The sequence below is a fragment of the Streptomyces sp. NP-1717 genome, assembly GCF_022695985.1.
Classification (GTDB): domain Bacteria; phylum Actinomycetota; class Actinomycetes; order Streptomycetales; family Streptomycetaceae; genus Streptomyces.
In genome coordinates this window covers 13,487-37,085 of the sequence record NZ_JAAPBF010000014.1, presented here as the reverse complement: position 1 = coordinate 37,085, position 23,599 = coordinate 13,487, and the positions used below count along the sequence as shown (strand labels likewise).

Below are 23,599 nucleotides of genomic sequence, written 5' to 3'. Positions count from 1 at the left end.
CTCCACCCCATGGACGTTTCGTCCATGGCTAGACTGTACGTCTACCTCTGGGGAGTGACCATGGACGTCTATCTCGACCCGCGCTCCGGCCGGACCTACCCGCTCGACGCCCGGCGCTGGCAGGGCGACGACGGAGCGCCCCTCACCGTGGGGCCACGGCCGGGCATCGGCCCGGAGAGCGTGGAAAGGTCCACCCGCTCCCTGTGGCGCTACCGCGCCGCGCTGCCCGGAGCCGTCGACCGGCCGGTGTCGCTCGGCGAGGGGTGCACCCCACTGATCGAAGGGCGCTGGGGGGACCAGGACGTGCGCTTCAAGCTCGAATGGTTCAATCCCAGCGGGAGCTTCAAGGACCGCGGAACCAGCGTGATGGTCTCGCTCCTCGCCGGAGCCGGAGTGGAATCGGTGATCGAGGACAGCTCCGGCAACGGCGGCTCCTCCGTCGCGGCCTATTGCGCCGCCGCCGGCATCCGGGCCCGGATCCTGGTCCCGGAGGGGACATCCCCGGCGAAGGTCCTACAGGCGCGGGCGTACGGCGCCGAGGTGGCGCTGGTGCCGGGCGACCGGACCGCCACCTCCGAGCAGGCGATGCGCGAGGCACGCACCACCGCCTACGCCAGCCACAACTGGCATCCCTTCTTCCTCCAGGGCACCAAGACCCTGGCGTACGAACTCTGGGAGGATCTGGGCTTCGTGGCACCGGACGTGGTCGTCACGGTGGCCGGAGCGGGCAGTATCGTCCTCGGCTGCGACCTCGGGTTCGGCGAGCTGCTCGCCGCCGGTCACATCGAGCGGCTCCCCCGGCTGCTGGTCGCCCAGCCCGAACGGTGCGCGCCCGTTCACGCGGCCTTCCAGGGCGGCCCGGCCGGGGCCTTCGGGCCGACCGTCGCCGAAGGCACGGCGATCAGGTCGCCCATCCGGCTGCCGGAGGTCGTCGACGCCATCCGCCGGTCGGGCGGGGACACCGTCGCGATCCCGGAGGACGACATCGTCGCGGCGACCCGCCGGCTCGCGGGGATCGGGCTGTACGCGGAACCGACCTCCGCGTCGGCCGCCGCCGCGATCGACGCCTTCGCCGCCCGGGGAGCGATCCGCCCCGGCGACAAGGCGGTTGTCGTCCTGACCGGCTCGGGGCTGAAGGCCGCCTCGGCGATGGGGAGGATCGTCACATGACCGAGGACGAACTGCTGCTCCGCGAGGCCGAGACGATCGTCACCGCCGTCGGGCGCATGTTCCCGGGCCTGTGCGAAGTCGTCCTGCACGACCTGCGGGATCCGGAGCACGCGATCCGCGCGATCGAGAACAACGAGTCCGGCCGTGCCGTCGGCGACCCGGCCACCGAACTCGGCATCGCCCGCATCCAGGACCCCGCCTATCCCAACGTCGTCCAGAACTACCCCAACACGTTTCCGGACGGCCGCCCGGCGAAGAGCACGTCGATCGGAATCAGGAACAGCGCGGGTGAGTACGTGGCCGCGATCTGCCTGAACCTCGACGTCTCACTGTTCGCCACCGTCGCCCGCAGCCTGCGCGAACTGGTCCGCACCGAGGAACGGGAGCAGTCCGTCACCGAAACCCTGCGGGCCCGTACGAGCGTCGAACTCCGCTCGCTGGCTGAGGAGTTCGCGGCGGAACGAGGCCGGGCGCCGCACGCTCTGGACTCCGCGGAGAAGAGGAGGATGGTCCGCTTCCTGCGGGACGAGGGCTTCCTGGACGTGAAGAACGCGGTCCGGACACTCACCGGGATCCTGGGCGTCTCCCGCGCCACCGTCTACAACTACCTGAAGTGACGCGGCACCTGGTTCGTACCATGTGGTGCATGAGGTCTGTCACCGTGTCGATCGACGTACCGCAGACGCCCGAGCAGGTCTACGACTTCCTCGACGTCATGGCCCACCACGAGCGATTCACCGACCACTACCTGACCAACTGGCGCTGCCACGGCCCCGGTCGGGGTGTCGGGTCGGGCGCCACCGTCACCGCCTCGCTGGGCGGTACGAGGACCGACGTCACCATCGAGGTCGTCGAGGCGGAGCCGCCCCGGCGGATCGTCGAGCGGAACATCAGCGCGGCGGGCCGGCGGCGGGCGCACGGCACCTACGGCATCGCGCCGCTGCCGGCCGGCGGGGGAAGCCGCGTCTCGTTCACCTATGCCTGGGTTCGGGCTCCGCTCACCGACCGTCTGCTGGCCCCCGCCGTGCGGGCCACGATGCGCCGCGCGAACCGGACGGTCATGCGGCGCCTGGCGGCCGAACTCGCCCGCCACACCGGCACCGGCACCGGCACCGGTGAATCCTGACGAGCGGTCCGCCGTGGGTGTGCCCTCCGGCGCTCCGGCGTCGCTGTTACCGCGTCAGGACCCCGCCCGCGCGAAGGACCGGTGCGCCTCGATGAAGTGGCGTTCGCCCTCGGCCGCCCGGCCGGCCGGGGCGGAGACCCACAGGTCGTACATCTTGCCGCCCTCGTCCCAGCTCAGGTCGTAGGTGTGGCGCGGGCCGCCGTCGCCCGCGCCGCCGTCCCAGGTGAACTCCCATACGGCGGCGGGGAATCCGTTGTGCGTGGTCTCGCGCACCGAACCGTTCCGGTAGCCGGGGTAGTCCGACGGGCCGCTCTCGTGCGCCGCCCTCATCACCGCGACCGGACCGTTCGGGTCCAGCGGCTGGGGGTGGACACCGATACGGAAGGCGTTGTCCGGGGAGTTGTAGAAGACGCGGGGCGGCTCGTTGGAGCGGACGAAACCGGTGGGCGCCGCCATCGTGAACCCGGTCGGGTCGACGACCGTCCGATAGCCCTTGGGTACCGGGGCGGCGGGCGGTGCGGAAGTGCCTTTCGAAGCCCCCTTCGAAGGCTCCTTGGAAGGCTCCTTGGAAGGCTCCTTGGAAGCGTCGCCGGCGGGTGCGCGAGTGGGTTTCCCGGTGTCGTCGATGAGCGGTCCGGGCGCGTCGGAAGCCTTCTTCGTCGCCTCTTCGGACAGCTTCTCGCGCACCTTGTCCGCGGATCCGCCGCCCTCCGTCGCCTCCGTTCCCGTGCCGGAGCCGTCCCTCGTCATGACCCACGCGCCGGTGCCGCCCACCGCCAGGGCGGTGACCAGGGCCCCGGCGAGGAGCGCCGTACGGACCCGGGGACGCCCGGCCGGGGCTGAGGCAGCGCCGAGTACGACCGGATCGCCGGAAGGCGGCGGCGCGGCGGGCCCGCGGGTCACCGGTGTGTGGGCGACGGTGGGCAGCCGCTCCTGAGAGAGGAAGCCGCGCAGCGACCGCTCCGCCTCGTCCGTACCGAGCCGTCGGGCGGGATCGCGCTCAAGGAGTCCGTTCAGGACGGGAAGCAGCGGGCCGGCCGATTCGGGCACCTTGATCTCGTCGATCACGACGGCGTGCAGCACCCCCGCCACCGAGTCGCGGCGGAACGGTGACTCGCCCTCGACGGCGGCGCAGAGCAGCACCCCGAGCGACCACAGATCGGACTCGGGGCCGGTCCTCTTCCCCGACATCCGCTCCGGAGCGGTGTACTCCGGGGAGCCGACGAACGCGCCCGTCTCCGTCAGCGTCGCCTGCCCGTCGACCTGCGCGATCCCGAAGTCGGACAGCACCACGCGCCCGGTGGCCGCTTCGAGGAGTACGTTCGCGGGCTTGATGTCACGGTGCAGCACTCCGGCCGTGTGCGCGGCGCGCAGCGCGGCCAGCAGCGCGAGACCGATACGGGCGGCCTCGGCGGGCGGGACCGGGCCCTCCTCCACGATCCGGTCGGCGAGCGAGCAGCCGTCGATCAGCTCCATCACCAGCCAGGGCTGCGCGTCGTGCTGGACGATGTCGTGCAGCACGAGGACGCCCGGATGTTTCACCTGCGCGACCGACCGAGCCTCGCGCAGCGTGCGTCCGCGCCTGTTCTCGGCTTCGGCGGGCGAGAGCCCCGCGTCGATGTGCAGCTCCTTCACGGCGACGGCCCGGCCGAGCAGTTCGTCGTCAGCCCGCCAGACCGTGCCCATGCCGCCGCGTCCGAGCGGTTTGGTGATGCGGTAGCGCCCCGCTATGAGATCCCCGTGACTTGCCATTGCGGCATCATACGAACTCCCAATGCCAAAGCCGCAGTTGGGAGCGGTTGGTGGCCGCCGCGCGTCGGAGGCGTGACCGAGCGGTGAAGGAAGGTCCGGTGAGGGGCAGTTGGGCGGGCCGCTGTGACACGGCCCGCCCGCCCGGCGGTCGTCGTCGGCTCCCGTCGCCGTGGGCGTCGGGCGTCGGGCGTACCGATGCCGACCGCCGCCGATGGGATGCGGTCAGGGCCTATCCGGCGTCGGCCCCGATGTTCGGCGTGCCCGGGATGGTCGTCCCGTAGTAGTCCACCCCGCCGTTGCCGGGCACGGCCGTGCCCGCTTTGAGCGCCGGTGAGCCGGACTTGAGGGTGTAGGCCTGCGGGCACGGCTGCGGCCCGGCGCCCGAGGTCGGCGACCACGAGCAGACGCCACCCGCGCCGGGCGAGGTGAAGAGGGGGTCACCCCACACCGAGCCGGTCTCCAGCCCGGCCGCCTTCCACGCGGCGAAGTCGGCATGGGTCGTGCCGCCCCAGCGCCAACCGCCGGTGTTCGTCCCGTAGTACAGGTTGTTGGACAGCGTCATTCCGGTCTGCCCGTTGGGGTTGTAGTAGAGCTGGCCGGTCTTGCCGTACTTGTCCTTGTTGGCCATGTAGCAGATGTTGTCCTTGATCTGCGAGCCGGCGGCCCAGGTCCCGGACGCGTAGCCGAACATGAAGCAGGCGCTGGCGCCTGCCTTCTTGTTCGCGCTCTGGTCCTTGTTGGTGAAGAAGGTGTTGCCGTAGATCGACAGCGCGTTCTTCGGCGCGTTGGGCACCACGTCGAGCAGACCGCCCTGGGCGTTCGCCCAGTCGTCGTTCTCCGAGACGTTGTAGCGGTAGGTGTTCGGTCCCCACACCCGCGAGCCGGCGGTCGAGGTGTAGGCGAGCAGACCGCTGCCGGCGTTGTCGTGCGTGTAGTTGTACTCCACCACCGAGTTGGTGGTGCCGCCGTCGAGGTCGATCCCGTCCCAGTCGCACCCGGCCGTGAAGGCCGGGACCGGCTGCACCTTGTACACCTCGTTGTGACGGATCTTCACGTTGTTGGAGGTGTACGTCATGATGCCGCTGGCGCCACCGCACGAGGTCACGTTGGCACCGATGTCGTGGACCAGGTTGCGCTGGATGACCGCGCCGTTCCAGCCGTTGGCGGTCAGCGCGGCCCCGGTGCTCTGGGCCGCCATGCCGAGGTTGTAGACGGTGTTGCCCTCGACCCTGACGTTGGTGATGTTGACGCCCGAGCCCCAGCCGTAGACGCCCGGCCCGGCGTTCGAGGTGACACTGGCGCCGTGCAGCTTGTTGTTGAGGATCTGCACGTCGTCCAGCGGTCCGCTGTTGGCGTTCACGGCGTATCCGAGCACCATGATCTGTCCGCCGAAGGTACTGCTGCTGCCGCTCGGTGTGGCGAAGCCGGAGATGTCGGAGCGGGTGACCTTCATGCTCTTGGTGGCCGTCGACGACTTCTGGTTGTGCAGGAGGACACCGGCCGCGGTCGTACCGCCGTTGACCAGTTTCAGGTTGTCGAGCTGGAAGCCGCTGACGTTGTCGGCGGCGACCGCAGCCGAGTAGTCGCCCGTGCAGTCGGACCTGATGGTGGCCTGCCCGGTGCCGTAGGAGGTGACCTTGAAGGGCGTCGTCGCCGACGACCCGGGCACCTTGTCCCCGTTGAAGGCCAGGCAGCCGGTGAACGTCTGCCCGCCCTGGAACGAGACGGTCGCGCCGCCCTGCGGGAACGTGAAGCCGTTGACCTTCCCGGTCGACTTCCAGGCCTGGTCCGGCGACAGACCGGTGTTGCTGTCACTGCCGCTGGGTGACACGTAGTAAGTGGCGGCGGCGGCGTGCGCGGTGCCCGTGGCGGCACCCGCGAGCAGCAGACCCAGCATTGCCTGGGCCACCACTGCCGCACATGTCCTTGCTTTCATGCTTCTCCCCACTGCGGGACCGCGACGACGCGCGGACCTCGCAGATGACGACTCGTGCTGAGGCATGGTTCGTGGAGCGGTTGAGGAAATGTGGTCGGCGCATCGCTCCCTTCGGTGGAGGGCTTCGGCGGACGGCTTCGCCGTCCGGGTCGAGACGGTTCCCGCGGGTGGGGCGGTCCTTCCGGTTCCGGCCCCGCTCCCGCCGGTCAGGTGATCAGGAGCGTGCGCCGGGCCCGTGTGCGCGAGCTGTCGCCGGTGTGGACATGGATCTCGCCCGGCTCCACGGTGAGGACTCCGGCGGGGTCGTTGGTCCAGTGGCCGACGTCGTCGGCCCCGAGGGTGAAACGGACCTCCCGCTCCTCCCCCGCCGACAGCCGGACGCGGCGGAACCCGCGCAGCCGGCGGACCGGCTGCGCGATCGTCGCGGCCGGATCCTGGACGTAGAGCTGGACGACCTCCTCGCCCTCGCGGTCGCCGGTGTTGCGGACCGCGACGGTGACCGCCACCGTCGCGCCCTCCCGCAGCTCCCGCGCACCGATCCGCTCCCGGCTCAGCAGCGGGTCGCCCAGCGTGAAGGTGGTGTAGCTCAGGCCGTGGCCGAAGGCGAACTCCGGTCCGTCGGCGATGTCGAGGTACTTGGAGACGTACTTCACCCCGGGCGCGGCCGGATCGTAGGGACGGCCGGTCCGCTCGTGGTTGTAGTAGAGCGGAAGCTGGCCGACGGCCCGGGGGAAGGTCACCGGCAGCTTGCCGCCCGGGCCGACCGCACCGGTCAGTACGTCCGCGACGGCGTTCCCCGCTTCGATGCCCGGGTGCCAGGCCATCAGGATCGCCGCCGCGCCGTCCGCCCAGGCACCGATCGTGAGCGGGCGTCCGCCGACCAGCACCACCACGCAGGGCGTGCCGGTCGCGGTGACCGCGTCGATCAGCCGCTCCTGGGCGCCGGGCAGGCCGAGTTCGCTGCGCGCCGCCGCCTCCCCGCTGATCGCGGACGGTTCACCCACCACGAGTACGACGGCTTCGGCGGCCTCGGCGGCGGCCACGGCCTCCGCGATGCCGGAGGTGTCGGCTCCCTCCGCGGACACTCCGGGGGCATGGGTGACGGCCGTGTACGGCAGCGCCTCGCGCAGGGCACGCAGGACCGGGACCGAGGCGGGCGCGCCCGGCAGGGTCCACGTGCCCAGCAGATCACCGGAGTCGGCGAACGGGCCGACGACCGCGAGCGAACGCAGCGCCGGCACGTCGAGCGGCAGCACACCGTCGTCGTTCTTCAGCAGGACCACGCAGCGTCCGGCGGCCTCGCGCGCCGCCGCACGCGTCTCGGCGGTCGGGCCGGTGAGGGCCGCGGACTCGTCGGCGTACGGGCGCTCGAAGAGGCCGAGCCGCAGCTTGAGACGGAGCACCCTGGCCACGGCGTCGTCCAGCCGCTCCGCGCTCAGGGTCCCGGCGGCGAGCAGTTCGCGGCCGTGGTCGACGAAGGAGGTGGACACCATCTCCATGTCCACCCCGGCGGTCAGTGCCCGCCGTGCCGCCTCGGTCTCGTTCGCCGCGGCGCCGTGCGCGATCAGCTCCTGGACGCCGGTCCAGTCGCTGACGACGACGCCGTCGAAGCCCCACTCCTGCTTGAGGATGCCGGTCAGGGTGTGCGGATCGGCGTGTGCCGGGATGCCGCTGATGGTGTTGAAGCCGGCCATGACGGTGGCGGCGCCGGCCTCCACGGCGGCCCGGAACGGCGGCAGGTAGAGATTGCGCAGCCGCTGCTCGGACACGTCGACGGTGTTGTAGTCGCGGCCGCCCTCCGCTCCGCCGTAGGCCACGAAGTGCTTGGCGCAGGCGGCGATCCGGTCGGCGGCGGTCAGATCGGCGCCCTGGTAGCCGCGCACCTTGGCCACCGCGTAGCGCGTGGTCAGATACGGGTCCTCACCGCTGCTCTCGGCGATCCGGCCCCACCGCGGCTCGCGGGTGACGTCCATCATCGGCGAGAACGTCCAGTGGATGCCGTTGGAACGGGCCTCGCGGGCGGAGACCTCGGCGTCCTTCTCCGTGACCGCCGGGTCGAAGGCGGCGGCCTGGGCGAGCGGGATCGGGAAGGTGGTGTGGAAGCCGTGGATCACGTCCAGGCCGAAGACCAGCGGGATACCGAGACGGGATTCCTCGACGGCGATGTGCTGGAGCGCGTTGGTGGCCCCGGCGCCGACGGCGTTGAGCACCGAGCCGAGCAGGCCCTGGCGGGCGGCGGTCTCGGCCGCCTCGGTGCCGCCGCCGCCCGGCCCGGTGTCCCAGGCCCAGGCAAGCTGCTGCAACTGGCCGAGTTTCTCCTCGACGGTCATCCGGTCCAGGAGTTCCTTGACACGGGACTCGTGGGCGTGGCCGTTCATGGCGGGTCCTCTCATCAGTAGTGGTGCGGCCGGCTGCGGATCTCCTCCGGCCAGGCCAGCCGGATGCCCAGGGACTGGCTGAGCAGCCGCTGGTAGTCGGCCAGTTGGGTCTGGTCGGAGCGGACCTTGCGGGGCGGCAGGGCCCGTTCGAGGCAGAAGCCGGCGAGGGCGCCCACGGCTTCGCCGATGGCCCATTCCACCGGGTGCAGCCGGTAGCACCCGTTGGTGATGTGCGTGGTGCCGATGTTCTTGTTGGCGGGCAGGAGGTTGTCGACGCGTACGGGGATCAGGGCGCCCAGCGGAATCTGGAAGGGGTAGGACTCGATGTCGATGTAGCTGCGGCCGCCGGTGCTGGGGTGCAGGTCGATGCGGTAGCTGCCGAGGCCCACGCTGTCGTGGAACACCTCGCTCCCGGAGCCGGGCGGCCGGGCCTCGACTCCCACGTGCTGTTCCACGACGGTGAACTCGGCCTTGATACGGCGCGATTCGCGGATGTACGGCGCCTTGGCCAGGCCGTCGGCGGTGCCGGTGACATCGGGCCGCAGCCGCAGGCCCGGCCAGCCGGTGCCGCCGTCGGGGCGGGGCGCCTCGGTCTGCAGCCAGTGCAGGAAGGACAGCGACAGCTCCCGGCCGGCCGCGAGCGCCGCCTGCCGGGCCGCCGCGTCGACGCCGAGCAGCGGCGCCTCCCAGTAGTCGATCTGCGGCCAGTTGACGACGGTCAGGTCGGAGGCGAAGGCACCGGCCGTGAACGCGTCGCGGGACAGGACCCGGCGGAACTGCCACAGGTCGAAGTGTTCACCGGCCTCCCGGTCGGCGCCCATCAGCGCCCAGGTGCGCTGTTCGAGGGTGATCGGGACGATGTCGGTGAAGGAGAGCTGCGGGCCGGGCCAGAACGGGGCGACGGTCGTGCGCCAGTGGTCGTAGGAGGCGGGCCGGTCGATCACGTGGTCCTCGCCGGGCCGGTGGTCCAGGGCGAAGCACCAGGACACGGCCTGCTGGTCGAGCGGATCGGCGGTGACGGGCGCGTGCGGCTCCCCGGTCTCGTCGCGGCCCTCGGCGCCGATGACGTGCTCCACCGCGGCCAGTTCCAGCAGGTCGCCCAGCTCGGTGGCGTCGGCGACGTAGGAGGCGTGGACGGTGACTTCGCGTCCGTCGTGTGCGCCGTACAGCGTGACGGCCTCGATACGGTCGCCGTCCGTGTGCGCGGCGACGGGTTCGTAACCCGTGAGGACGGTGATCGCACCGGCGGCGCGCCACGGGGCGAGCATCTCCTCGATGACGGCGACGGCCACGCGCGGCTCGTGGCACATCCGGCTCACGACGCCGCGCCCGGGGTCGAGCAGCGGGTTCCGCGCGGCGTCGGGTCCGAGGGGGTAGTTGCGGCGGTAGTAGTCGCGTACCCGCCGGCGCAGTTCGGCGTAGCCGGGCGGGCAGGCGGAGCCCTCGATCCAGGGATGCTCGTCGGGCGGCACCGCCTGGGCGGTGAGCTGTCCGCCGAGCCAGTCCGTGGCCTCGGTGAGCACCACCGTCCGGCCGAGCCGGGCGGCGGTGAGGGCCGCGGCCACGCCCCCGAGTCCACCGCCGACGACGAGGATCTCGGTTCGTATCTCTGTCATGGGGCTGGCCTTCCTTCTGACGGTCAAAGTGTTCGGTCGTCGGTTTCAGGGCGCCCGGGACCGGCGGACGGCGCCACTCACCAGCCGGCGCGTCCGGAGCTGTCGGGTTTCGGGGCGTCGGGTGCTGCGCGGCCCTACGCCGTGTCCGGCGAGGAAGAGTCCTAGGGGGTGTCCGCGAAGTAGCGCCGTCCGCCCGCAGGGCGGGGCCCGCGGCGTCTGGTGCGGTGCATCGCAAGGCGGAGGACCGGCGTTGTGGATGGACCTGCCGTACTCGGCCGCGTCCGACAACGCGGCGAGGTGCCGTGCCAGGCGTCGCGGGCCAGGCGGGACTTCGCGGACACCCCCTAGTCGCTCGCGTCCGCGATCGTCGTGCCGGTGATCAGCGGGCAGGGCACCAGCACGCTGCCGGTGCGCAGTTCGGGGTCGTCGAGCATCTCCTGCAGCCGGTCCACGGCGAGCCGGCCGATCTCGACGCGGGGAATCACCAGGGAGTCCCACTGCCCCGACAGGTCCGCGGACGCCGCCTCCAGCACGGCGACGGACACGTCGTCCGGGATCTTCCTGCCGCGCACGGCCAGTTGCTCGCGCAGGGACCGGGCGAGCCCCACCGACTCGACGACGATCGCGGTCGCCCCGCCGCGTGCCACCTCGTCGAGCCAGGCTCCGTCGAGGGCCACGGAGCCGTCCGAGTCGGGGGAGGTGTGGGTCAGCCCGAGCCGCTCGACGGCCTCCGCGTAGCCGAGACGGCGGTCCTCGTACGGCTCCATCTGCTGCCAGTCGCGTACGTATCCCAGCCGCCGGTGGCCGTGCCGCGCTAGCCGCTCCACGATCCGCGCGCTCGCCGACCGGTAGTCGGGGATGATCTGCGGGATCTCCGCGCCGGGCACCTCGCGGCGGCCGATGTGGATGAAGGGGTATCCCTCGTACCAGAGGCGGGCCAGCTCGCCGCGGTCGGTGGAGACACCGAGGAGGATGCTGCCGTCGGCCAGGTTGAGCCGATTGGTGCCGTTCCGGTAGATTTTGCGCTCGCCGCCGCCGGACCCCGTAGAGGTGAACAGCACCAGGTCGAACCCGGTCTCCTCGGCCCGCTCCTCGATCCCGAGCAGGAACTCGAAGTAGAAGTCCTCGCTGCCACGCGGGAAGACGCGCTCGAACGTGTGCACACCGAGCAGGTCGTTGCGCTGCTTGCGCATGGCCCGGGCCGCCGGGTTGGCGACGTATCCCAGCTCCCGGACCGCCTCGAAGACCCGCTGTCTGGTCTCCTCGGGGATACGCGCGGTCGCCGCGTTCCCGCTGATCACGCGGGACACCGCCGACTGGGACACCCCGGCCAGCCGTGCCACGTCCGCCTGGCTGGGTGCCTTGTCGCGCCGTCGCGCTGTCATGATGCCCCCTGGAGCGTCTCCCGCCGGGCGGCGGTCGCCGCGGCATGTGTCGTCTCGGCGAGTTCTCCGGCCCGGCCCTTGGCGTGCAGCCAGCACTTCGCCCAGTGCCCGTCGCCCAACTCCGTGCGCGGCGGGGCCTCGACGGCGCACTCCCGCATCGCGAACGGGCAGCGGGGGTGGAACCGGCAGCCCGTCGGCGGGTCGATCAGACTGGGCGGCTCACCCAGTTCGTCGGCCCCCGCGAAGAGTTCGTCGCGGTCCCCCACGCCGCGCTCGGGGTCCGGCGAGGACTCTATGAGCAGTTTGGTGTACGGATGCCGCGGCGAGGAGATCACCTCCTCCTTCGGCCCGGACTCCACCATCTGACCCGCGTACATCACGGCGATCTCGTCACAGAGGTACCGGGCGCCGGCGATGTCGTGGGTGATGTACAGCAGGGCGAGCCCGTCCTCGGTGCGCAGCCGCTGGAGCAGGTTGAGCATCTCCAGCCGGATCGACACGTCCAGCATGGAGATCGGTTCGTCGCCGAGCAGGACCTTGGGCTCCACGGCGAGCGCGCGGGCGATCACGACGCGCTGGCGCTGCCCTCCGGACAGCTCGTGCGGGAACTTCGCGGCGATCTCCACGGCCGGGGTGAGGCTGACCCGCTCCAGCAGTTCCGTCATCCGCCGCTCACGCCCCGCGGCGGTCAGACCGGGGTGGTGCAGGCGCAGCGCACGGTCGATGTTGTAGCGGACACGGTGCAGCGGGTTCAGCGATCCGAAGGGGTCCTGGAAGATCAGCTGGACCTCGGAGTGGTAGGCGCGCTGTGCCCGCCTGCCGGCGCCGATGGGCTCACCGCGCAGCAGGATCTCGCCGCTCGTCGGTTCGTGGAAGCGGGCCAGCATCCGGGCGAGGGTGGTCTTCCCGCTGCCGCTCTCACCCACCAGGGCCAGAATCTGACCGGGCCTCAGGGACACGGTCGCGTCCTCGACGGCGCGGACGACGGACGTACGGCCGAGCGGGCCGCGGACGGTGAAGTGCTTGGAGACGTCGCGCGCCTCCAGGACGTACTCCGGCCGCTCCTGCGTCTCGGACGCCCGAACCGCCTGCGGCTGCGGCTGTGCGGCGGGCTCTTCCGCGCGCGGGGACTCGTTCATCGCCTCTCGCCTCCCGTCTCGTCGTCGGTCTCTTCGCCGGCCCCGGGACCGGTCTCGTTCAGCAGGCACGCCGCCTCGTGGCCGGGCCGGGGTCCCACCGGCAGGAGCGCCGGCAGCCGCTCGTCGCAGCCTTCCGTGCGCCGTGCGCACCGCGGGTGGAAGGGGCAGCCGGCCGGTGGACGGCGCAGGTCGGGCGGGGTTCCGGGGATGCCGTTCAACGTGCGCAGCGGGGAGCGCAGCGGCGGGAAGGAGTCCCGCAGCCCCTTGGTGTACGGGTGTTTCGGATCGCTGTAGAGAGCGGCGGACTCACCCACCTCGACGACGCGGCCGGCGTACATGATGGCGATACGGTCGGCCAGTTCGAGCAGCAGCGACAGGTCATGGGTGACGAAGATGACCGCGAACCCCAACTCCTTTCGCAGTCTGAGGACTTGGGCCAGGATCTGACGCTGCATCACCACGTCCACGGCCGTGGTCGGTTCGTCCATGACCACCAGTTCGGGACCGCAGGCCAGTGCCAGCGCGATGGCGGAGCGCTGGCGCATGCCGCCGGAGAGCTGGTGCGGGTAGTCACGGACCCGGTCCGCGGAGATGCCGACCAGGGCGAGCAGTTCCGCCGCCCGTGTCCAGGCCTCGCGCTTGCTCAACGAGCGGTCGCGGGCGCGCAGGACGTCGGCGAACTGGGCGCCGATCCGCATCACCGGGTTCAGCGCGTCCATCGCGGACTGCAGCACGATGGACAGCGCCGTCCACCGGTAGCGGCGCAGTCGCCTGCTGTCGAGCGTGACGAGGTCGACGGGCGCCGCGCCGTCCCGTCCGTGGAAGAGGATCTCTCCCGCGGTGGTGACGGCCGGTGGGCGCTGCAGCCGGGTCAGAGCGGTGATCAGGGTGGACTTCCCGGAGCCCGACTCCCCCGCGACGCCCAGAATTTCGCCTCGGCGCAGGGTGAAGGAGACGTCGACACAGGCGCGTACGGGGACGCTGCCGGTGGCGTACTCGACGGTCAGGTCACGGACCTCCAGAACGGCCTGCCCGGCGGGCGCCGCGGAGGGGCTGCGCCGCTCGGTCTGTATGTGATGTATGTGAACGGTCATCAGGATTCACCTCCGGGCTGGACGATCACGGGAGTCGGCTGCGACGGGGCCGTGGGACATACGGTCATCGGGCCCCGCCTCCCGTTCGCGCCAGACGCTTCGCCTTGCGAACCGACGCGGGGCGGGCGGCCCGCAGCTTGGGGTTGGCCAGTTCGTCGACACCGAAGTTGACCAGTGCCGCCGCCGTACCGATCAGGGCGATGCACAGGCCGGGCGGTACGAACCACCACCACAGGCCGCGCAGTACGGCGCTCTGCTGCTGCGCCGACTGGATCATCGTTCCCCAGCTGATCGCCGAGGAGTCGGAGATGCCGAGGAACGCGAGTCCCGCCTCGGCCATCACCGCACCGATCATCGCGTGCAGGAACATCGACGCGATGAGGCCGGTGAGATGGGGCAGCACTTCGGCGAAGACCAGCCGGCGGCCGCGTTCACCCAGCATCCGCATGGCCCGGACGAAGTCGCGGTTCGCGATGCTGAGCGCCTGGGCGCGCAGCGTACGTGCCCCGCCGGACCATCCGAAGAAGCCGATGATCAGGGCGATGGTGGTGAGTCCGGTGCCCTGGAGGTAGCCGGTCACGATCAGGATGAGCGGCAGCGCGGGCAGGACGAGGAACAGGTTGGTCAGGAAGTTGAGGGCGCCGTCGATCCGGCCGCCGTAGTATCCGGCCGGTACTCCGATCAGGATCGCCATGGCCGTGCCGACCACCGCGCCGAGCACCCCGACGTACATCGAGCCGCGGGCGCCGGCGATGACCTGGGCGAGGACGTCCTGGCCGAACTGGTTGGTCCCCAGCAGGTGTTCACCGCTCGGCGGCCGGGCGATGACGCCGGTGTCGTTGGCGCGCGGGTCGAGCCCCAGCAGGCTCTGGGCCAGCCAGGGGCCGAACACGGCCAGCAGGCAGAACAGGGCGAGGATGCCGAGCCCGATCCGGACCTTCCAACTGGAGAGGAATGCGGTACTCAACGCCCGTCACCCTCCTTCTCTGATGCGCGGGTCGAGCAGGGCGTACACCGAGTCGGCCAGCAGATTCGCCAGCAGGACGGTCAGCATGATGAGGAAGAAGACTCCTTGCATCACCGGGTAGTCGCGCTGCTGGAGCGAGGTGAAGAGCAGGTATCCGACGCCCGGGTAGTTGAAGACCACCTCGGTGAGCAGGGCGCCGCCGACGACGTGGCCGAGGGCGAGCGCGAAGCCGGTGAAGTTCGGCAGGACGGCGTTGCGGGCCGCGTAGCGGAGCATCGCCCGGCGGCTGGAGAGACCCTTGGCCTGGGCGAGCAGCACGTAGTCCTCGCGGACGGTGGTCACCGTCATGTTGCGCATGCCGAGCAGCCAGCCGCCGAAGGCCGAGAAGACGATGGTGGCGGCGGGCAGTACCCCGTAGTGCAGCACGCTCAGGAGGAACGACGGGGACAGACCGATCGGCAGGTCGGCGTCGTATCCGCCGGACAGCGGGAACCAGCCCAGCACGAAGCCGAAGAGCCACAGTCCCACCAGCGCCATCCAGAAGTACGGGATCGCCGAGACGAAGGTGGTGAGCGGGCTGACGACGGTGTCGAAGCGGCCTCCCGCCTTCCAGCCGGCGAGCGCGCCGATGCCGGTGCCGAGTACGAACGCGACGACCGTGGTCGTGCCGACGAGCAGCAGGGTCCAGGGCAGGCCCTGCCGGAGCAGATCGCTCACGGGGGTGGGGTAGTTGCTGATCGAGATACCGAGATCGCCGTGGGCGAGCTGGACCAGGTAGTCGAGATACTGACGGCCGAGGTTGGCGTCCGGATTGCCGAAGACCTTCTGGATCGACTCCAGTGTGCTCGGCGGGAGTTGCTGACCGCTGACGCGCTGGAGCTTGTCGACGATCGCGGCGGACGGGTCGCCCGGCATCAGCCGGGGCAGGAAGAAGTTCAGCGTGATCGCCGACCAGGCGGCGGCGAGGTAGAAGCCCAGCCGGCGGCCCAGGAAGCCCCAGCGGCGGGGGGCCCGGGCGCGGCGTACGGGCGGCGGGGCCGGCTCGGTGGGCGGCGCGGCAGGCGGGGCCACCGCTGTCACTTGGCGGCCTGCTTCAGCTTCAGCAGGGTGAGCGTGGTGTCGGGGCCGAGACCGGGGAAGGGCACGTAGGAGAAGTTCTCGGGGGTCGGCCAGCCGGTCCAGTTCGCGGCGTTGATCGCCATGAACCAGTAGCTGTTGTAGATCGGGCTGTACGGCACCTGTTCGGCGACGATCTTCTGCAGTTCGTGTCCGGCGCTCGTCGTCACGGCGGGGTCCTGGGTTCCCAGGAGCCTGCCGATCGCGGCGTCGGTGGCGTCGTCCTTCCAGCGGCCGATGTTGGCGGCGGCCTTCTCACCGAGCGGGCGGTAGGCCCGGCTGCTCAGGGAGCTGTAGATGCCGGCGACTCCGGCGCCGCCCGTGGTGCTGATGGTGAGGTCGAATTCGCCGGTCTGCTGCTGGTCGAAGAGGTTGGCGCCGGGGGCACCTGTCGACTTCACCTTGATCCCGAGATGCTTCTCCCAGCTGCGGACCATGATGTTGGCGTACGGATCCCAGCCGAAGTCCTGGTTGAACGACAGGCTGGGGGTATGGGACCTGCCGTCCTTGACCAGCTTTCCGCCCCTGACCTCGAAGCCGCTGAGCGCCAGTTCCTTCCGTGCTCCCGCGGCGTCGATCTTCTGCACCGTGCCCCGGTACTCGGGGAGGATCTGGTCCGCGTAGATCTCGTCGACCAGTCCGGTGGGGCCCGCTTCCGTGCCGGGGCGCTGGAGCGTGGTGACGATGTCCTCGCGCGGCAGGGTCATCGCCAGCGCCCGCCGCAGATGGACGTTGTCGAAGGGGGCCCGGGCGGTGTTGAAGAAGAGGGAGTACGCGCCGCCGGTGGCGTACTTCTGGTACAGGTGGTGCTCGGGGTTCTTCGCGACGTACTCCTGCTCCGCGCCGTTCCAGGCGACGAGGGCCCACTCCACGTCGTCACGCAGCAGTTGCGCCTTCACCGAGTCGCCGCTGGTCGGGATGATCTTGAAGGTTTTCAGGGCGAACCGGCCGCCCCAGTAGTCGGTGCGGGCGCCGAGGGTGACCTGCTGGGGTGCGAACCGCGTGAGGGTGAAGGGGCCGGTGCCCACCGGGTCGGGGTTGGTCCACCGCTTGAGGTTCTTTCCCTCCCAGATGTGCCGTGGCACGACGGGCAGTTGGGGTGAGGCCAGCTGCCCGAGTTCGCTGAAGGCGGGGCTCGGCCAGTGCACGGTGACGGTGGAGGCGTCCTTCTTGGCGACTGAGTCGTAGGTGGTTCCGCCGGTGTTGAACGTGGGGTCCTCCAGCGGGATGCCCAGGGAGAAGACCACGTCGTCGGCGGTCATCGGCTTGCCGTCCGAGAACGTCACGTCACCACGCAGCTTCACGGTGAGCGTGGTCCCCGACTCGTCGAACTCCATGCTCTCGGCCAGCCAGGGCTTGACCTTCCCGCCGTCGCTGTAGTCGATCCGCACCAGCGGCTCGTAGATCAGCTCACCGTTGGGCGACTTCTGGGTGGCGGGCCCGAACATGTTGTAGTTGCGGACGAACGTCGTCCCGCCGTCGGTCTTGCCGAACACGAGCGTGTCGCCGGCCCCGCCGCCCGCTCCTCCTCCACCGGCGCCCGTACCCGCGGTGCACGCGCTCGCTCCGAGCGGGACGGCGACGGCCGCCGCGGCGGCGCGCACTATGAAGGCTCTTCTGGTGGGCATGGCTGACTCCTGACTCCTCGTGATGGCGGTGCGGGACGCAACCGCGATGCTCATACGTATGAGCAGTTGCGTGAGAAGTGAACGGGCCGTTGCTTCTACGTATGACCGGGAAACGTACGGACGTTGCAGGGGTGGGTCAAGGGTGTGGCGAGAAGATTTTCCGGCCATCACGGTCCGATGACGGACCCAACAGGGCTTCAGGCTCCGGCGACTTGCCGCCACCAGCGGCGAACCCCGCCACCCACGGTCCGACTTGGGCGGGTGGCAGCCAACTGCTCGTGAAAGCAGGCCCGTTGACACTCCGACGCGGCGTGCCTACGTTGAGCGCGTCCGCCGACCCGCACCATCCCGTCGCGCGGCCCTCCCCCGGCGTGTTCCGCCGTCGCCCGCACGAGGCGACGCCACGCCGCCCACTCCTTGGACGTTCACGGTCCCGCGGGGCCGAGCTGATAACGCCGACATCTCGAAGTCAGGACTCAGCAGCATGCTCACACCCATGCCACGCCCCGGCGAACCCCATCTCGTCCGGGGCCGCGTCCCGCGCCCCGCCTTCGGCGCCGACTACAACCCCGAGCAGTGGGACAGGGCGACATGGAAGGAGGACGTCCGCCTGATGCGCGAGGCCGGGGTCAATCTGGTCTCGCTCGGCGTCTTCGCCTGGTCGTGGGTCGAACCCGAGCCGGACGTCTTCGACTTCACCGGCCTCGACGAGGTCGTCGCGCTTCTGCACGGAGCGGGGGTCGCCGTCGATCTGGCCACGCCCACCGCCGCGCCGCCGCGGTGGTTCTCGCACGCCCACCCCGAGTCGCTGCCCGTGACGGCCGACGGACGCGCACTCGCGCCCGGCTCCCGTCAGGCGTACTGCCCGTCGTCGCCGGTCTACCGGGACCGTGCCGCGCGCATCACCCGCCGGCTCGCCGAACGCTACGGCGACCACCCGGCCGTGGTGATGTGGCACATCAACAACGAGTACGCGAACGGCAACGCCCTTTGCTGGTGCGACACCTCCGCACACGCGTTCCGGGACTGGCTGCGCACCGAGTACGGCGACGACCTGGACGCCCTCGACGACCGGTGGGGAACCGGCGTCTGGGGCATGCGCCACAGCGACTGGGAGCAGGTGATCCCGCCACGTACCAGCACCAGCGCTCTCTCTCCCGGTCTGTGGCTGGACTTCTACCGCTTCTGCGACGCCGAACACCTGGCCTGCTTCCGCGCCGAACGCGACATCGTGCGCGCCCACTCCCCCGGCCGCCCGGTCACCACCAACTTCATGACGAGCAAACTCGGCCTGACCGACTACTGGCGCTGGGCGCGCGAGGTCGACATCGTGTCGAACGACCACTACCTCATGTCGGAGGACCCGGACCGCGGCGCCGATCTCGCCCTCGCCGCCGATCTGACCCGCGGTCTGGCGGACGGCCGGCCCTGGATGCTCATGGAGCACTCCACCTCGGCGGTGCAGTGGCAGCCGCGCAACATCGCCAAAGTGCCGGGCGAGATGGCCCGCAACACCCTTTCCCACCTCGCCCGGGGCGCCGACGGCGCCATGTTCTTCCAGTGGCGCCAGTCCACCCGGGGACCGGAGAAGTGGCACTCGGCGATGCTCCCCCACGGCGGCGAGGACACCCGGATCTGGCGGGAGGCCAAGGCTCTCGGCGGCACGGTGGCCGCTCTCGCCGATGTCGCCGGCAGCACCTGCCCGCCGGCCGAGATCGCCCTGCTGCTGGACTACGAGGCCAAGTGGGCCCTGGAGCTGCCCCATCGCCCCAGCTCCGACCTGACGTACTCCGGCGTGCTCCGTGACTGGCACCGCGCCCTGTGGACCCTCGGCCTGTTCTGCGACCTGGTCCCCGCCCCCGGCGAGCAGCGTCTGCTGCTCGTTCCCTCGCTCTACGCGCTGTCCGCCGGCACGGCCCGCGACCTGGAGGAGTACGCCGCACGCGGCGGCCATCTGGTCGTCGGCCCCTTCAGCGGCTTGACCGACCCGCACGACCGCGTCCACCCCGGCCCGTACCCGGGCGCACTGCGTGACCTGCTCGGGCTGCGCGTGGACGAGTACCTGCCGCTGGCCGCCGGGCAGGTGGTCCAGCTGGACGACGGCTCGGCCGGCCGCGTATGGGCCGAGCGTGTCCTGCCCGGCCCGGGCACCGAGGTGGAGGCCCGGTTCACCGACGGACCGGCCGCGGGCGGCCCGGCCGTGGTCCGTCACGGGAATGTCCGCTACCTCGCCACCCGCCCGGATGCCGCGTCCCTCCTCCGCCTCCTCCCCTCGTGGGCCGCGCGGGCCGGCTGTACGCCCCCGGTCCAGGGGGCGGGCCACGGGGTGGAGGTCGTCCGGCGAAGCGCCCCCGGGGGCGGGACCTGGCTCTTCGCCGTCAACCACACCCGGCACCCGGCGCGGGTGGCCGCGACGGGAGTCGACCTCCTGTCGGGTGTCCACCGGTCCGGCACGGTCACCGTTCCGGCGGGCGAGGTCGCCGTGGTGGCCGAGGATTGCGGGTGACGTCGCCGCCGCTGCCCCCATGAGCGGCGCGGCGCGGGCCCGGCGGCGTCAGGCGGTCGCGAGCCGCGCCGCCGCGTCGTTCAGCAGGGTGTCCAGGACGACCGGGTAGGCGCTGTGTGTCATACGGGCGGCCAGCAACCGTGCGGTGGCGGCGATGTGCGGATGGGTGTCGGCGGGCAGCCGCGCGTACGTGGAGCTCCACATCTCCTCGTCCGTCTCGCGGGCCTCGTCGGTGAGGGCCAGCGATCCGGCGTCCAGGGCGGCGAAGGCCAGGCTCGCGTCGATGAAGGCGTGGTAGACGCGGACCGCCGTGGCGTCGGGGAAGCCCGCGACGCGCAGGACGCCGAGGATCACCTCGTCCACCGCGATCTCCCGGGGCCGGCCGGTGACCCGGCTGGCGGTCAGGACGGCGGCCTGCGGATGCGCGAGGTAGGAGGCGTGGATGGCGAGCCCGAGGGCCCGCAGGTCGGCCTGCCAGTGCCCGGTGGCCGTCCAGTCGTCCAGCGCCCGCCCCATGAGCTCCTCGCCGATGGCCCGGGTGAGATCGTCCATGCCCGCGAAGTAGCGGTAGAGGGTGCTCGGGTCGGCGCCGAGGGCGGCGCCCAGGCGGCGGGCGGTCAGCCCGGTGCTGCCGTGCTCCTTCAGCACCCGCAGCGCGGTGTGCACGATCAGTGACTCGGACAGTACGGAGCCGCGCCGGGTCGGGCGGCGCCTGCGTCGCGCCCCTTCCGGCACCACCTGTTTCGGCATCGCGTTCCTCTCCGTGTTCCCTGTCGGCCGGTCCACCGTCCCCCGTCGGGCGGTCTTATGCCAACACAGTTGACGATAGCGGGCGCCGTCCCGTTCCATCGGGGCACCCCGGCAGGCGCCCGCCTGCGGGAACGAAAGGTGTGCGACATGCGTGTACTGCTCGTGGGCGCGGGCGGCGTCGGGACCGCCGTCACCCGGATCGCGGCCCGCCGGGACTTCCTGACCCATATGACCGTGGCCGACTACGACCTCTCCCGCGCCGAGACGGCCGTCGCCGCGCTGGGGGAGAACGGGGACCGCTTCAGCGCACGGCGCCTGGACGCCTCTGACGAGGAGGCGGTGCGCCGGGCGCTCGTCGAGGAGAGCTGCGACGTCCTGCTCAACGCCACCGACCCGCGGTTCGTCATGCCGCTGTTCCGGGCCGCCCTGGCGGCGGGCACGCACTATCTGGACATGGCGATGTCCCTGTCGTCGCCGCACGGCACCGACCCCTACGAGCGCTGCGGTGTGAAGCTCGGCGACGGGCAGTTCGAGCTGGCCGGCGAGTGGGAACGGTCGGGCCGCCTGGCCCTGGTCGGCATGGGCGTGGAGCCGGGCCTGTCGGACGTCTTCGCCCGGTACGCGGCCGACGAACTCTTCGACGAGATCGAGGAGATCGGCGTCCGGGACGGCGCCGACCTGACCGTCGAGGGCTACGACTTCGCCCCGTCCTTCAGCATCTGGACCACCATCGAGGAGTGCCTCAATCCTCCGGTGGTCTACGAGAAGGAGCGCGGCTGGTTCACCACCGCGCCGTTCAGCGAGCCGGAGGTCTTCGACTTCCCCGAGGGAATCGGCCCGGTGGAGTGCGTCAACGTGGAGCACGAGGAGGTCCTGCTGATCCCCCGCTGGGTCGACGCGCGGCGGGTGACGTTCAAGTACGGCCTCGGCGACGACTTCATCGCCAAGCTCAAGGTCCTCCACGAGCTGGGACTGGACTCCACCGCCGAGGTTACGGTCCCCGGGCGGAACGGACCGGTCCAGGTCTCGCCCCGTGACGTGGTCGCCGCCTGTCTGCCCGACCCGGCCACGCTCGGCGACCGCATGACCGGCAAGACCTGCGCGGGCACCTGGGTCAAGGGCGTCAAGGACGGTGCCGTGCGTGAGGTGTACCTCTACCACGTGGTCGACAACCAGTGGTCGATGCGCGAGTACGGCTCCCAGGCCGTGGTCTGGCAGACCGCCATCAATCCGGTCGTCGCCCTCGAACTGATCGCCGACGGCACGTGGACCGGCGCCGGGGTCCTCGGTCCGGAGGCCCTGCCGCCGCGCCCGTTCCTCGAACTCCTCACCGCGTACGGCTCCCCCTGGGGCCTGCGCGAGGAGAACTGACGCCGCTCGCGGCGGTCCCGGGCCGGCCGGCCCGGGACCGGCAGGGCGCCGTACGCGGGGCCCGTCAGCCGAAGTCGTCGGGGACGATACGGAGCTTCTCCGCGACGCGGGCGAGGGCCTTCTGGTCGGCCGTGTTGAGCGAGTCGAGGACGATGCGGCGCACGGCGCGCAGATGGGTGGGCGCCGCCAGTTCCACGATGCCGAAGCCGGCGTCGGTGAGTTCGGCGAGGGTGTAACGGCCGTCGGCCGGGTCGGGCGTCCGTACGACCCAGCCGCGCTGTTCACAGCGTTTGACGACGTTGGACAGCCGGGAGAGCGACCCGCTGGCGAGGAAGGCGAGCTCCCCCATCCGCAGCTTGCGCCGCGGGGCCTCGGAGAGGTGGCTGAGCACGAGGTACTCGAACAGGGTGAGGCCGTGTTCCTGCCGCAGCGGCGACTCCAGCTTGGCGGGCAGCAGCAGGACGAGGGAGATCAGCCCCGTCCACGCCGCCTTCTCCTGCTCGTCGAGCCATCGCGGCTCCTCGTCGCCCTCGTGTCCGCCCGTGCCGCTCATGGACCCTCCCGTACTGCTCATGGATCTTCCCGCCCGTCCGGCAAAGTCCGCAATCACTTTGCGCTTGAAGTCATCGCTTGCTACTCTCACTTTACGCGTGAACTCATCCCAGAGGAAACGCGCCCCTGCGGACAGGAAGAGGAAGCATCATGAGCACCGTCACCTTCGGCATCGTTCCGGGCTACGGCGAGAAGCTGCACCAGGCCCTCGGTTACAGCGGAGCCGTCCGCGTCGACGACCGGGTCGAGATCTCCGGCCAGGCCGGGGTGGATGACGACCTGGTCATCCCCGACTCGCTGGAGGACGAGATCGTCCAGGCCTTCGACAACGTGGAGCGCACGCTCGCCACGGTCGGCGCGACATGGAAGGACGTCATCCACGTCAACTCGTACCACAAGGTCGCACCCGGCGACGACGTCATCGGCGACGACCACAACGCGGTCATGGCCGAGCAGTTCCGCCGCCGCCTCGACGGCCGCGCGCCGATCTGGACCGAGACCGGCGTGACGGTCCTCGGCCTCGCCGCCATGCGCGTGGAGATCCGCGTCACCGCCGTCGTCGGCTCCGGGAACTGAACCATGACCCGACGCCGACGCCAGGCTCCCCGGTGCCGCGAGGACGCACTCGCGTCCGCCTTCCCGAAGTCGCCGACTCACGGCGTCGATCACGGGGAAACCGAGGTCCGCCAGCTACGATAGAGATGTCGAAAGCCATCGCTCCCGCCAGTTCCGGGCCGTGTCCGAGGCGCTGCGTGACTGTCTCGCGTGACAGGGGAACGAGGTCGACAACCGCTCTGCGCAAGGGGGTTCCCGTGACCACCGCCCCGACCCCGCCTCCCGTTCCGGGACCTGGGGACCCGAAGCCGTTTCTGCCCGTCCGTACGGCCATCGTCCTCCAGACGGCGGCATTCGTCGGGGCGATCGCCGGGGTCCTGACCTACTTCAGCACCGGCAACACGGCCGGCGCCGTCCTCGGAGGACTCGTCGGCCTCGGCGCGAGCGTGCCCACCCTGAACGGGCTGATCGGCGACTGAGCGCGGGCCCTGCCCCGAGGCCGAACGGCAAGGTCAGTGGCCGTGCGGGAGACGCCAGGGTGTGCTGACATTCCGGATG

At 71.1% G+C, this 23,599-nt stretch carries 19 protein-coding genes; 7 read left to right on the top strand and 12 right to left on the bottom strand.

The features are described 5' to 3' along the window. Positions 1–24 precede the first annotated feature (24 nt). The 3 genes from GXP76_RS05080 to GXP76_RS05070 are packed head-to-tail and all read left to right on the top strand — an operon-like array spanning position 25 to position 2,296. Positions 25–1,170, top strand: a complete 1,146-nt coding sequence (locus GXP76_RS05080) for a threonine synthase (RefSeq protein ID WP_242570202.1) — start codon at positions 25–27, stop codon at positions 1,168–1,170. Further along, complete coding sequence (locus GXP76_RS05075; protein ID WP_242570201.1) at positions 1,167–1,787, top strand: transcriptional regulator; 621 nt, start codon at positions 1,167–1,169, stop codon at positions 1,785–1,787. The genes GXP76_RS05080 and GXP76_RS05075 overlap by 4 nt, the downstream gene beginning before the upstream one ends. 29 nt (positions 1,788–1,816) lie before the next feature. Further along, the gene (locus tag GXP76_RS05070) at positions 1,817–2,296 is read left to right on the top strand and encodes an SRPBCC family protein (protein WP_242570200.1); all 480 of its coding nucleotides are present in this window, start codon (positions 1,817–1,819) and stop codon (positions 2,294–2,296) included. Positions 2,297–2,350: 54 nt separating this feature from the next. On the opposite strand, the gene GXP76_RS05065 is transcribed toward GXP76_RS05070, so the two are convergent. From GXP76_RS05065 to GXP76_RS05020, 10 genes are all read right to left on the bottom strand, one after another. Beyond that, complete coding sequence (locus GXP76_RS05065; protein WP_242570199.1) at positions 2,351–4,048, bottom strand: serine/threonine-protein kinase; 1,698 nt, start codon at positions 4,046–4,048, stop codon at positions 2,351–2,353. 229 nt (positions 4,049–4,277) lie between these two features. Beyond that, the gene (locus GXP76_RS05060) at positions 4,278–5,960 is read right to left on the bottom strand and encodes a right-handed parallel beta-helix repeat-containing protein (RefSeq protein WP_242570198.1); all 1,683 of its coding nucleotides are present in this window, start codon (positions 5,958–5,960) and stop codon (positions 4,278–4,280) included. 230 nt (positions 5,961–6,190) lie between these two features. Further along, complete coding sequence (locus tag GXP76_RS05055; RefSeq protein ID WP_242570197.1) at positions 6,191–8,362, bottom strand: glycoside hydrolase family 3 N-terminal domain-containing protein; 2,172 nt, start codon at positions 8,360–8,362, stop codon at positions 6,191–6,193. Between the two features lie 14 nt (positions 8,363–8,376). Continuing rightward, complete coding sequence (locus tag GXP76_RS05050) at positions 8,377–9,978, bottom strand: FAD-dependent oxidoreductase (RefSeq protein WP_242570196.1); 1,602 nt, start codon at positions 9,976–9,978, stop codon at positions 8,377–8,379. Between the two features lie 344 nt (positions 9,979–10,322). Continuing rightward, positions 10,323–11,363, bottom strand: a complete 1,041-nt coding sequence (locus tag GXP76_RS05045) for a LacI family DNA-binding transcriptional regulator (protein ID WP_242570195.1) — start codon at positions 11,361–11,363, stop codon at positions 10,323–10,325. Beyond that, complete coding sequence (locus tag GXP76_RS05040; RefSeq protein ID WP_242570194.1) at positions 11,360–12,502, bottom strand: ABC transporter ATP-binding protein; 1,143 nt, start codon at positions 12,500–12,502, stop codon at positions 11,360–11,362. The genes GXP76_RS05045 and GXP76_RS05040 overlap by 4 nt, the downstream gene beginning before the upstream one ends. Further along, the gene (locus GXP76_RS05035) at positions 12,499–13,596 is read right to left on the bottom strand and encodes an ABC transporter ATP-binding protein (RefSeq protein ID WP_242570193.1); all 1,098 of its coding nucleotides are present in this window, start codon (positions 13,594–13,596) and stop codon (positions 12,499–12,501) included. The genes GXP76_RS05040 and GXP76_RS05035 overlap by 4 nt, the downstream gene beginning before the upstream one ends. A 64-nt stretch (positions 13,597–13,660) precedes the next feature. Next, entirely contained in the window at positions 13,661–14,563 is a 903-nt protein-coding gene (locus GXP76_RS05030; RefSeq protein WP_242570192.1) for an ABC transporter permease, read from the bottom strand. Between the two features lie 6 nt (positions 14,564–14,569). After that, positions 14,570–15,553 (bottom strand): ABC transporter permease, encoded by a 984-nt coding sequence (locus GXP76_RS05025; RefSeq protein WP_242570216.1) that lies wholly within the window; start codon positions 15,551–15,553, stop codon positions 14,570–14,572. 86 nt (positions 15,554–15,639) lie between these two features. Next, a complete protein-coding gene (locus GXP76_RS05020; RefSeq protein ID WP_242570191.1) occupies positions 15,640–17,307 on the bottom strand; it encodes an ABC transporter substrate-binding protein in 1,668 nt (555 codons plus the stop codon). Positions 17,308–17,803: 496 nt separating this feature from the next. Between GXP76_RS05020 and GXP76_RS05015 the strand changes: the two genes are divergently transcribed. Then, positions 17,804–19,813: a beta-galactosidase gene (locus GXP76_RS05015; protein ID WP_242570190.1), complete on the top strand. Its 2,010-nt coding sequence runs from the start codon at positions 17,804–17,806 to the stop codon at positions 19,811–19,813. 48 nt (positions 19,814–19,861) lie between these two features. On the opposite strand, the gene GXP76_RS05010 is transcribed toward GXP76_RS05015, so the two are convergent. Further along, positions 19,862–20,563 (bottom strand): TetR/AcrR family transcriptional regulator, encoded by a 702-nt coding sequence (locus tag GXP76_RS05010; RefSeq protein ID WP_242570189.1) that lies wholly within the window; start codon positions 20,561–20,563, stop codon positions 19,862–19,864. A 147-nt stretch (positions 20,564–20,710) separates the two neighbouring features. Here GXP76_RS05010 and GXP76_RS05005 point away from each other — a divergent pair, with 147 nt between their 5' ends. Beyond that, on the top strand, positions 20,711–21,934 hold the full coding sequence (locus tag GXP76_RS05005; RefSeq protein WP_242570188.1) for a saccharopine dehydrogenase family protein: 1,224 nt from the start codon (positions 20,711–20,713) through the stop codon (positions 21,932–21,934). Between the two features lie 64 nt (positions 21,935–21,998). Here GXP76_RS05005 and GXP76_RS05000 read toward each other — a convergent pair whose 3' ends face one another. Beyond that, positions 21,999–22,508, bottom strand: a complete 510-nt coding sequence (locus tag GXP76_RS05000) for a MarR family winged helix-turn-helix transcriptional regulator (protein WP_374359848.1) — start codon at positions 22,506–22,508, stop codon at positions 21,999–22,001. A gap of 128 nt (positions 22,509–22,636) precedes the next feature. Between GXP76_RS05000 and GXP76_RS04995 the strand changes: the two genes are divergently transcribed. Continuing rightward, positions 22,637–23,062 carry a Rid family hydrolase gene (locus tag GXP76_RS04995; RefSeq protein WP_242570186.1) on the top strand — a complete coding sequence of 142 codons (426 nt, stop codon included), beginning with the start codon at positions 22,637–22,639 and terminating at the stop codon, positions 23,060–23,062. Positions 23,063–23,298: 236 nt separating this feature from the next. Continuing rightward, positions 23,299–23,520: a hypothetical protein gene (locus tag GXP76_RS04990; RefSeq protein ID WP_242570185.1), complete on the top strand. Its 222-nt coding sequence runs from the start codon at positions 23,299–23,301 to the stop codon at positions 23,518–23,520. Positions 23,521–23,599: the final 79 nt, after the last annotated feature.

Bases quoted from the DNA above. Each gene is read 5' to 3' on its own strand.
- GXP76_RS05080 (WP_242570202.1), top strand. From the start codon at position 25: ATGGCTAGACTGTACGTCTACCTCTGGGGAGTGACCATGGACGTCTAT.
- GXP76_RS05075 (WP_242570201.1), top strand. From the start codon at position 1,167: ATGACCGAGGACGAACTGCTGCTCCGCGAGGCCGAGACGATCGTCACC.
- GXP76_RS05070 (WP_242570200.1), top strand. From the start codon at position 1,817: ATGAGGTCTGTCACCGTGTCGATCGACGTACCGCAGACGCCCGAGCAG.
- GXP76_RS05065 (WP_242570199.1), bottom strand. From the start codon at position 4,048: ATGGCAAGTCACGGGGATCTCATAGCGGGGCGCTACCGCATCACCAAA.
- GXP76_RS05055 (WP_242570197.1), bottom strand. From the start codon at position 8,362: ATGAACGGCCACGCCCACGAGTCCCGTGTCAAGGAACTCCTGGACCGG.
- GXP76_RS05050 (WP_242570196.1), bottom strand. From the start codon at position 9,978: ATGACAGAGATACGAACCGAGATCCTCGTCGTCGGCGGTGGACTCGGG.
- GXP76_RS05045 (WP_242570195.1), bottom strand. From the start codon at position 11,363: ATGACAGCGCGACGGCGCGACAAGGCACCCAGCCAGGCGGACGTGGCA.
- GXP76_RS05040 (WP_242570194.1), bottom strand. From the start codon at position 12,502: ATGAACGAGTCCCCGCGCGCGGAAGAGCCCGCCGCACAGCCGCAGCCG.
- GXP76_RS05035 (WP_242570193.1), bottom strand. From the start codon at position 13,596: ATGACCGTTCACATACATCACATACAGACCGAGCGGCGCAGCCCCTCC.
- GXP76_RS05020 (WP_242570191.1), bottom strand. From the start codon at position 17,307: ATGCCCACCAGAAGAGCCTTCATAGTGCGCGCCGCCGCGGCGGCCGTC.
- GXP76_RS05015 (WP_242570190.1), top strand. From the start codon at position 17,804: ATGCCACGCCCCGGCGAACCCCATCTCGTCCGGGGCCGCGTCCCGCGC.
- GXP76_RS05010 (WP_242570189.1), bottom strand. From the start codon at position 20,563: ATGCCGAAACAGGTGGTGCCGGAAGGGGCGCGACGCAGGCGCCGCCCG.
- GXP76_RS05005 (WP_242570188.1), top strand. From the start codon at position 20,711: ATGCGTGTACTGCTCGTGGGCGCGGGCGGCGTCGGGACCGCCGTCACC.
- GXP76_RS05000 (WP_374359848.1), bottom strand. From the start codon at position 22,508: ATGAGCAGTACGGGAGGGTCCATGAGCGGCACGGGCGGACACGAGGGC.
- GXP76_RS04995 (WP_242570186.1), top strand. From the start codon at position 22,637: ATGAGCACCGTCACCTTCGGCATCGTTCCGGGCTACGGCGAGAAGCTG.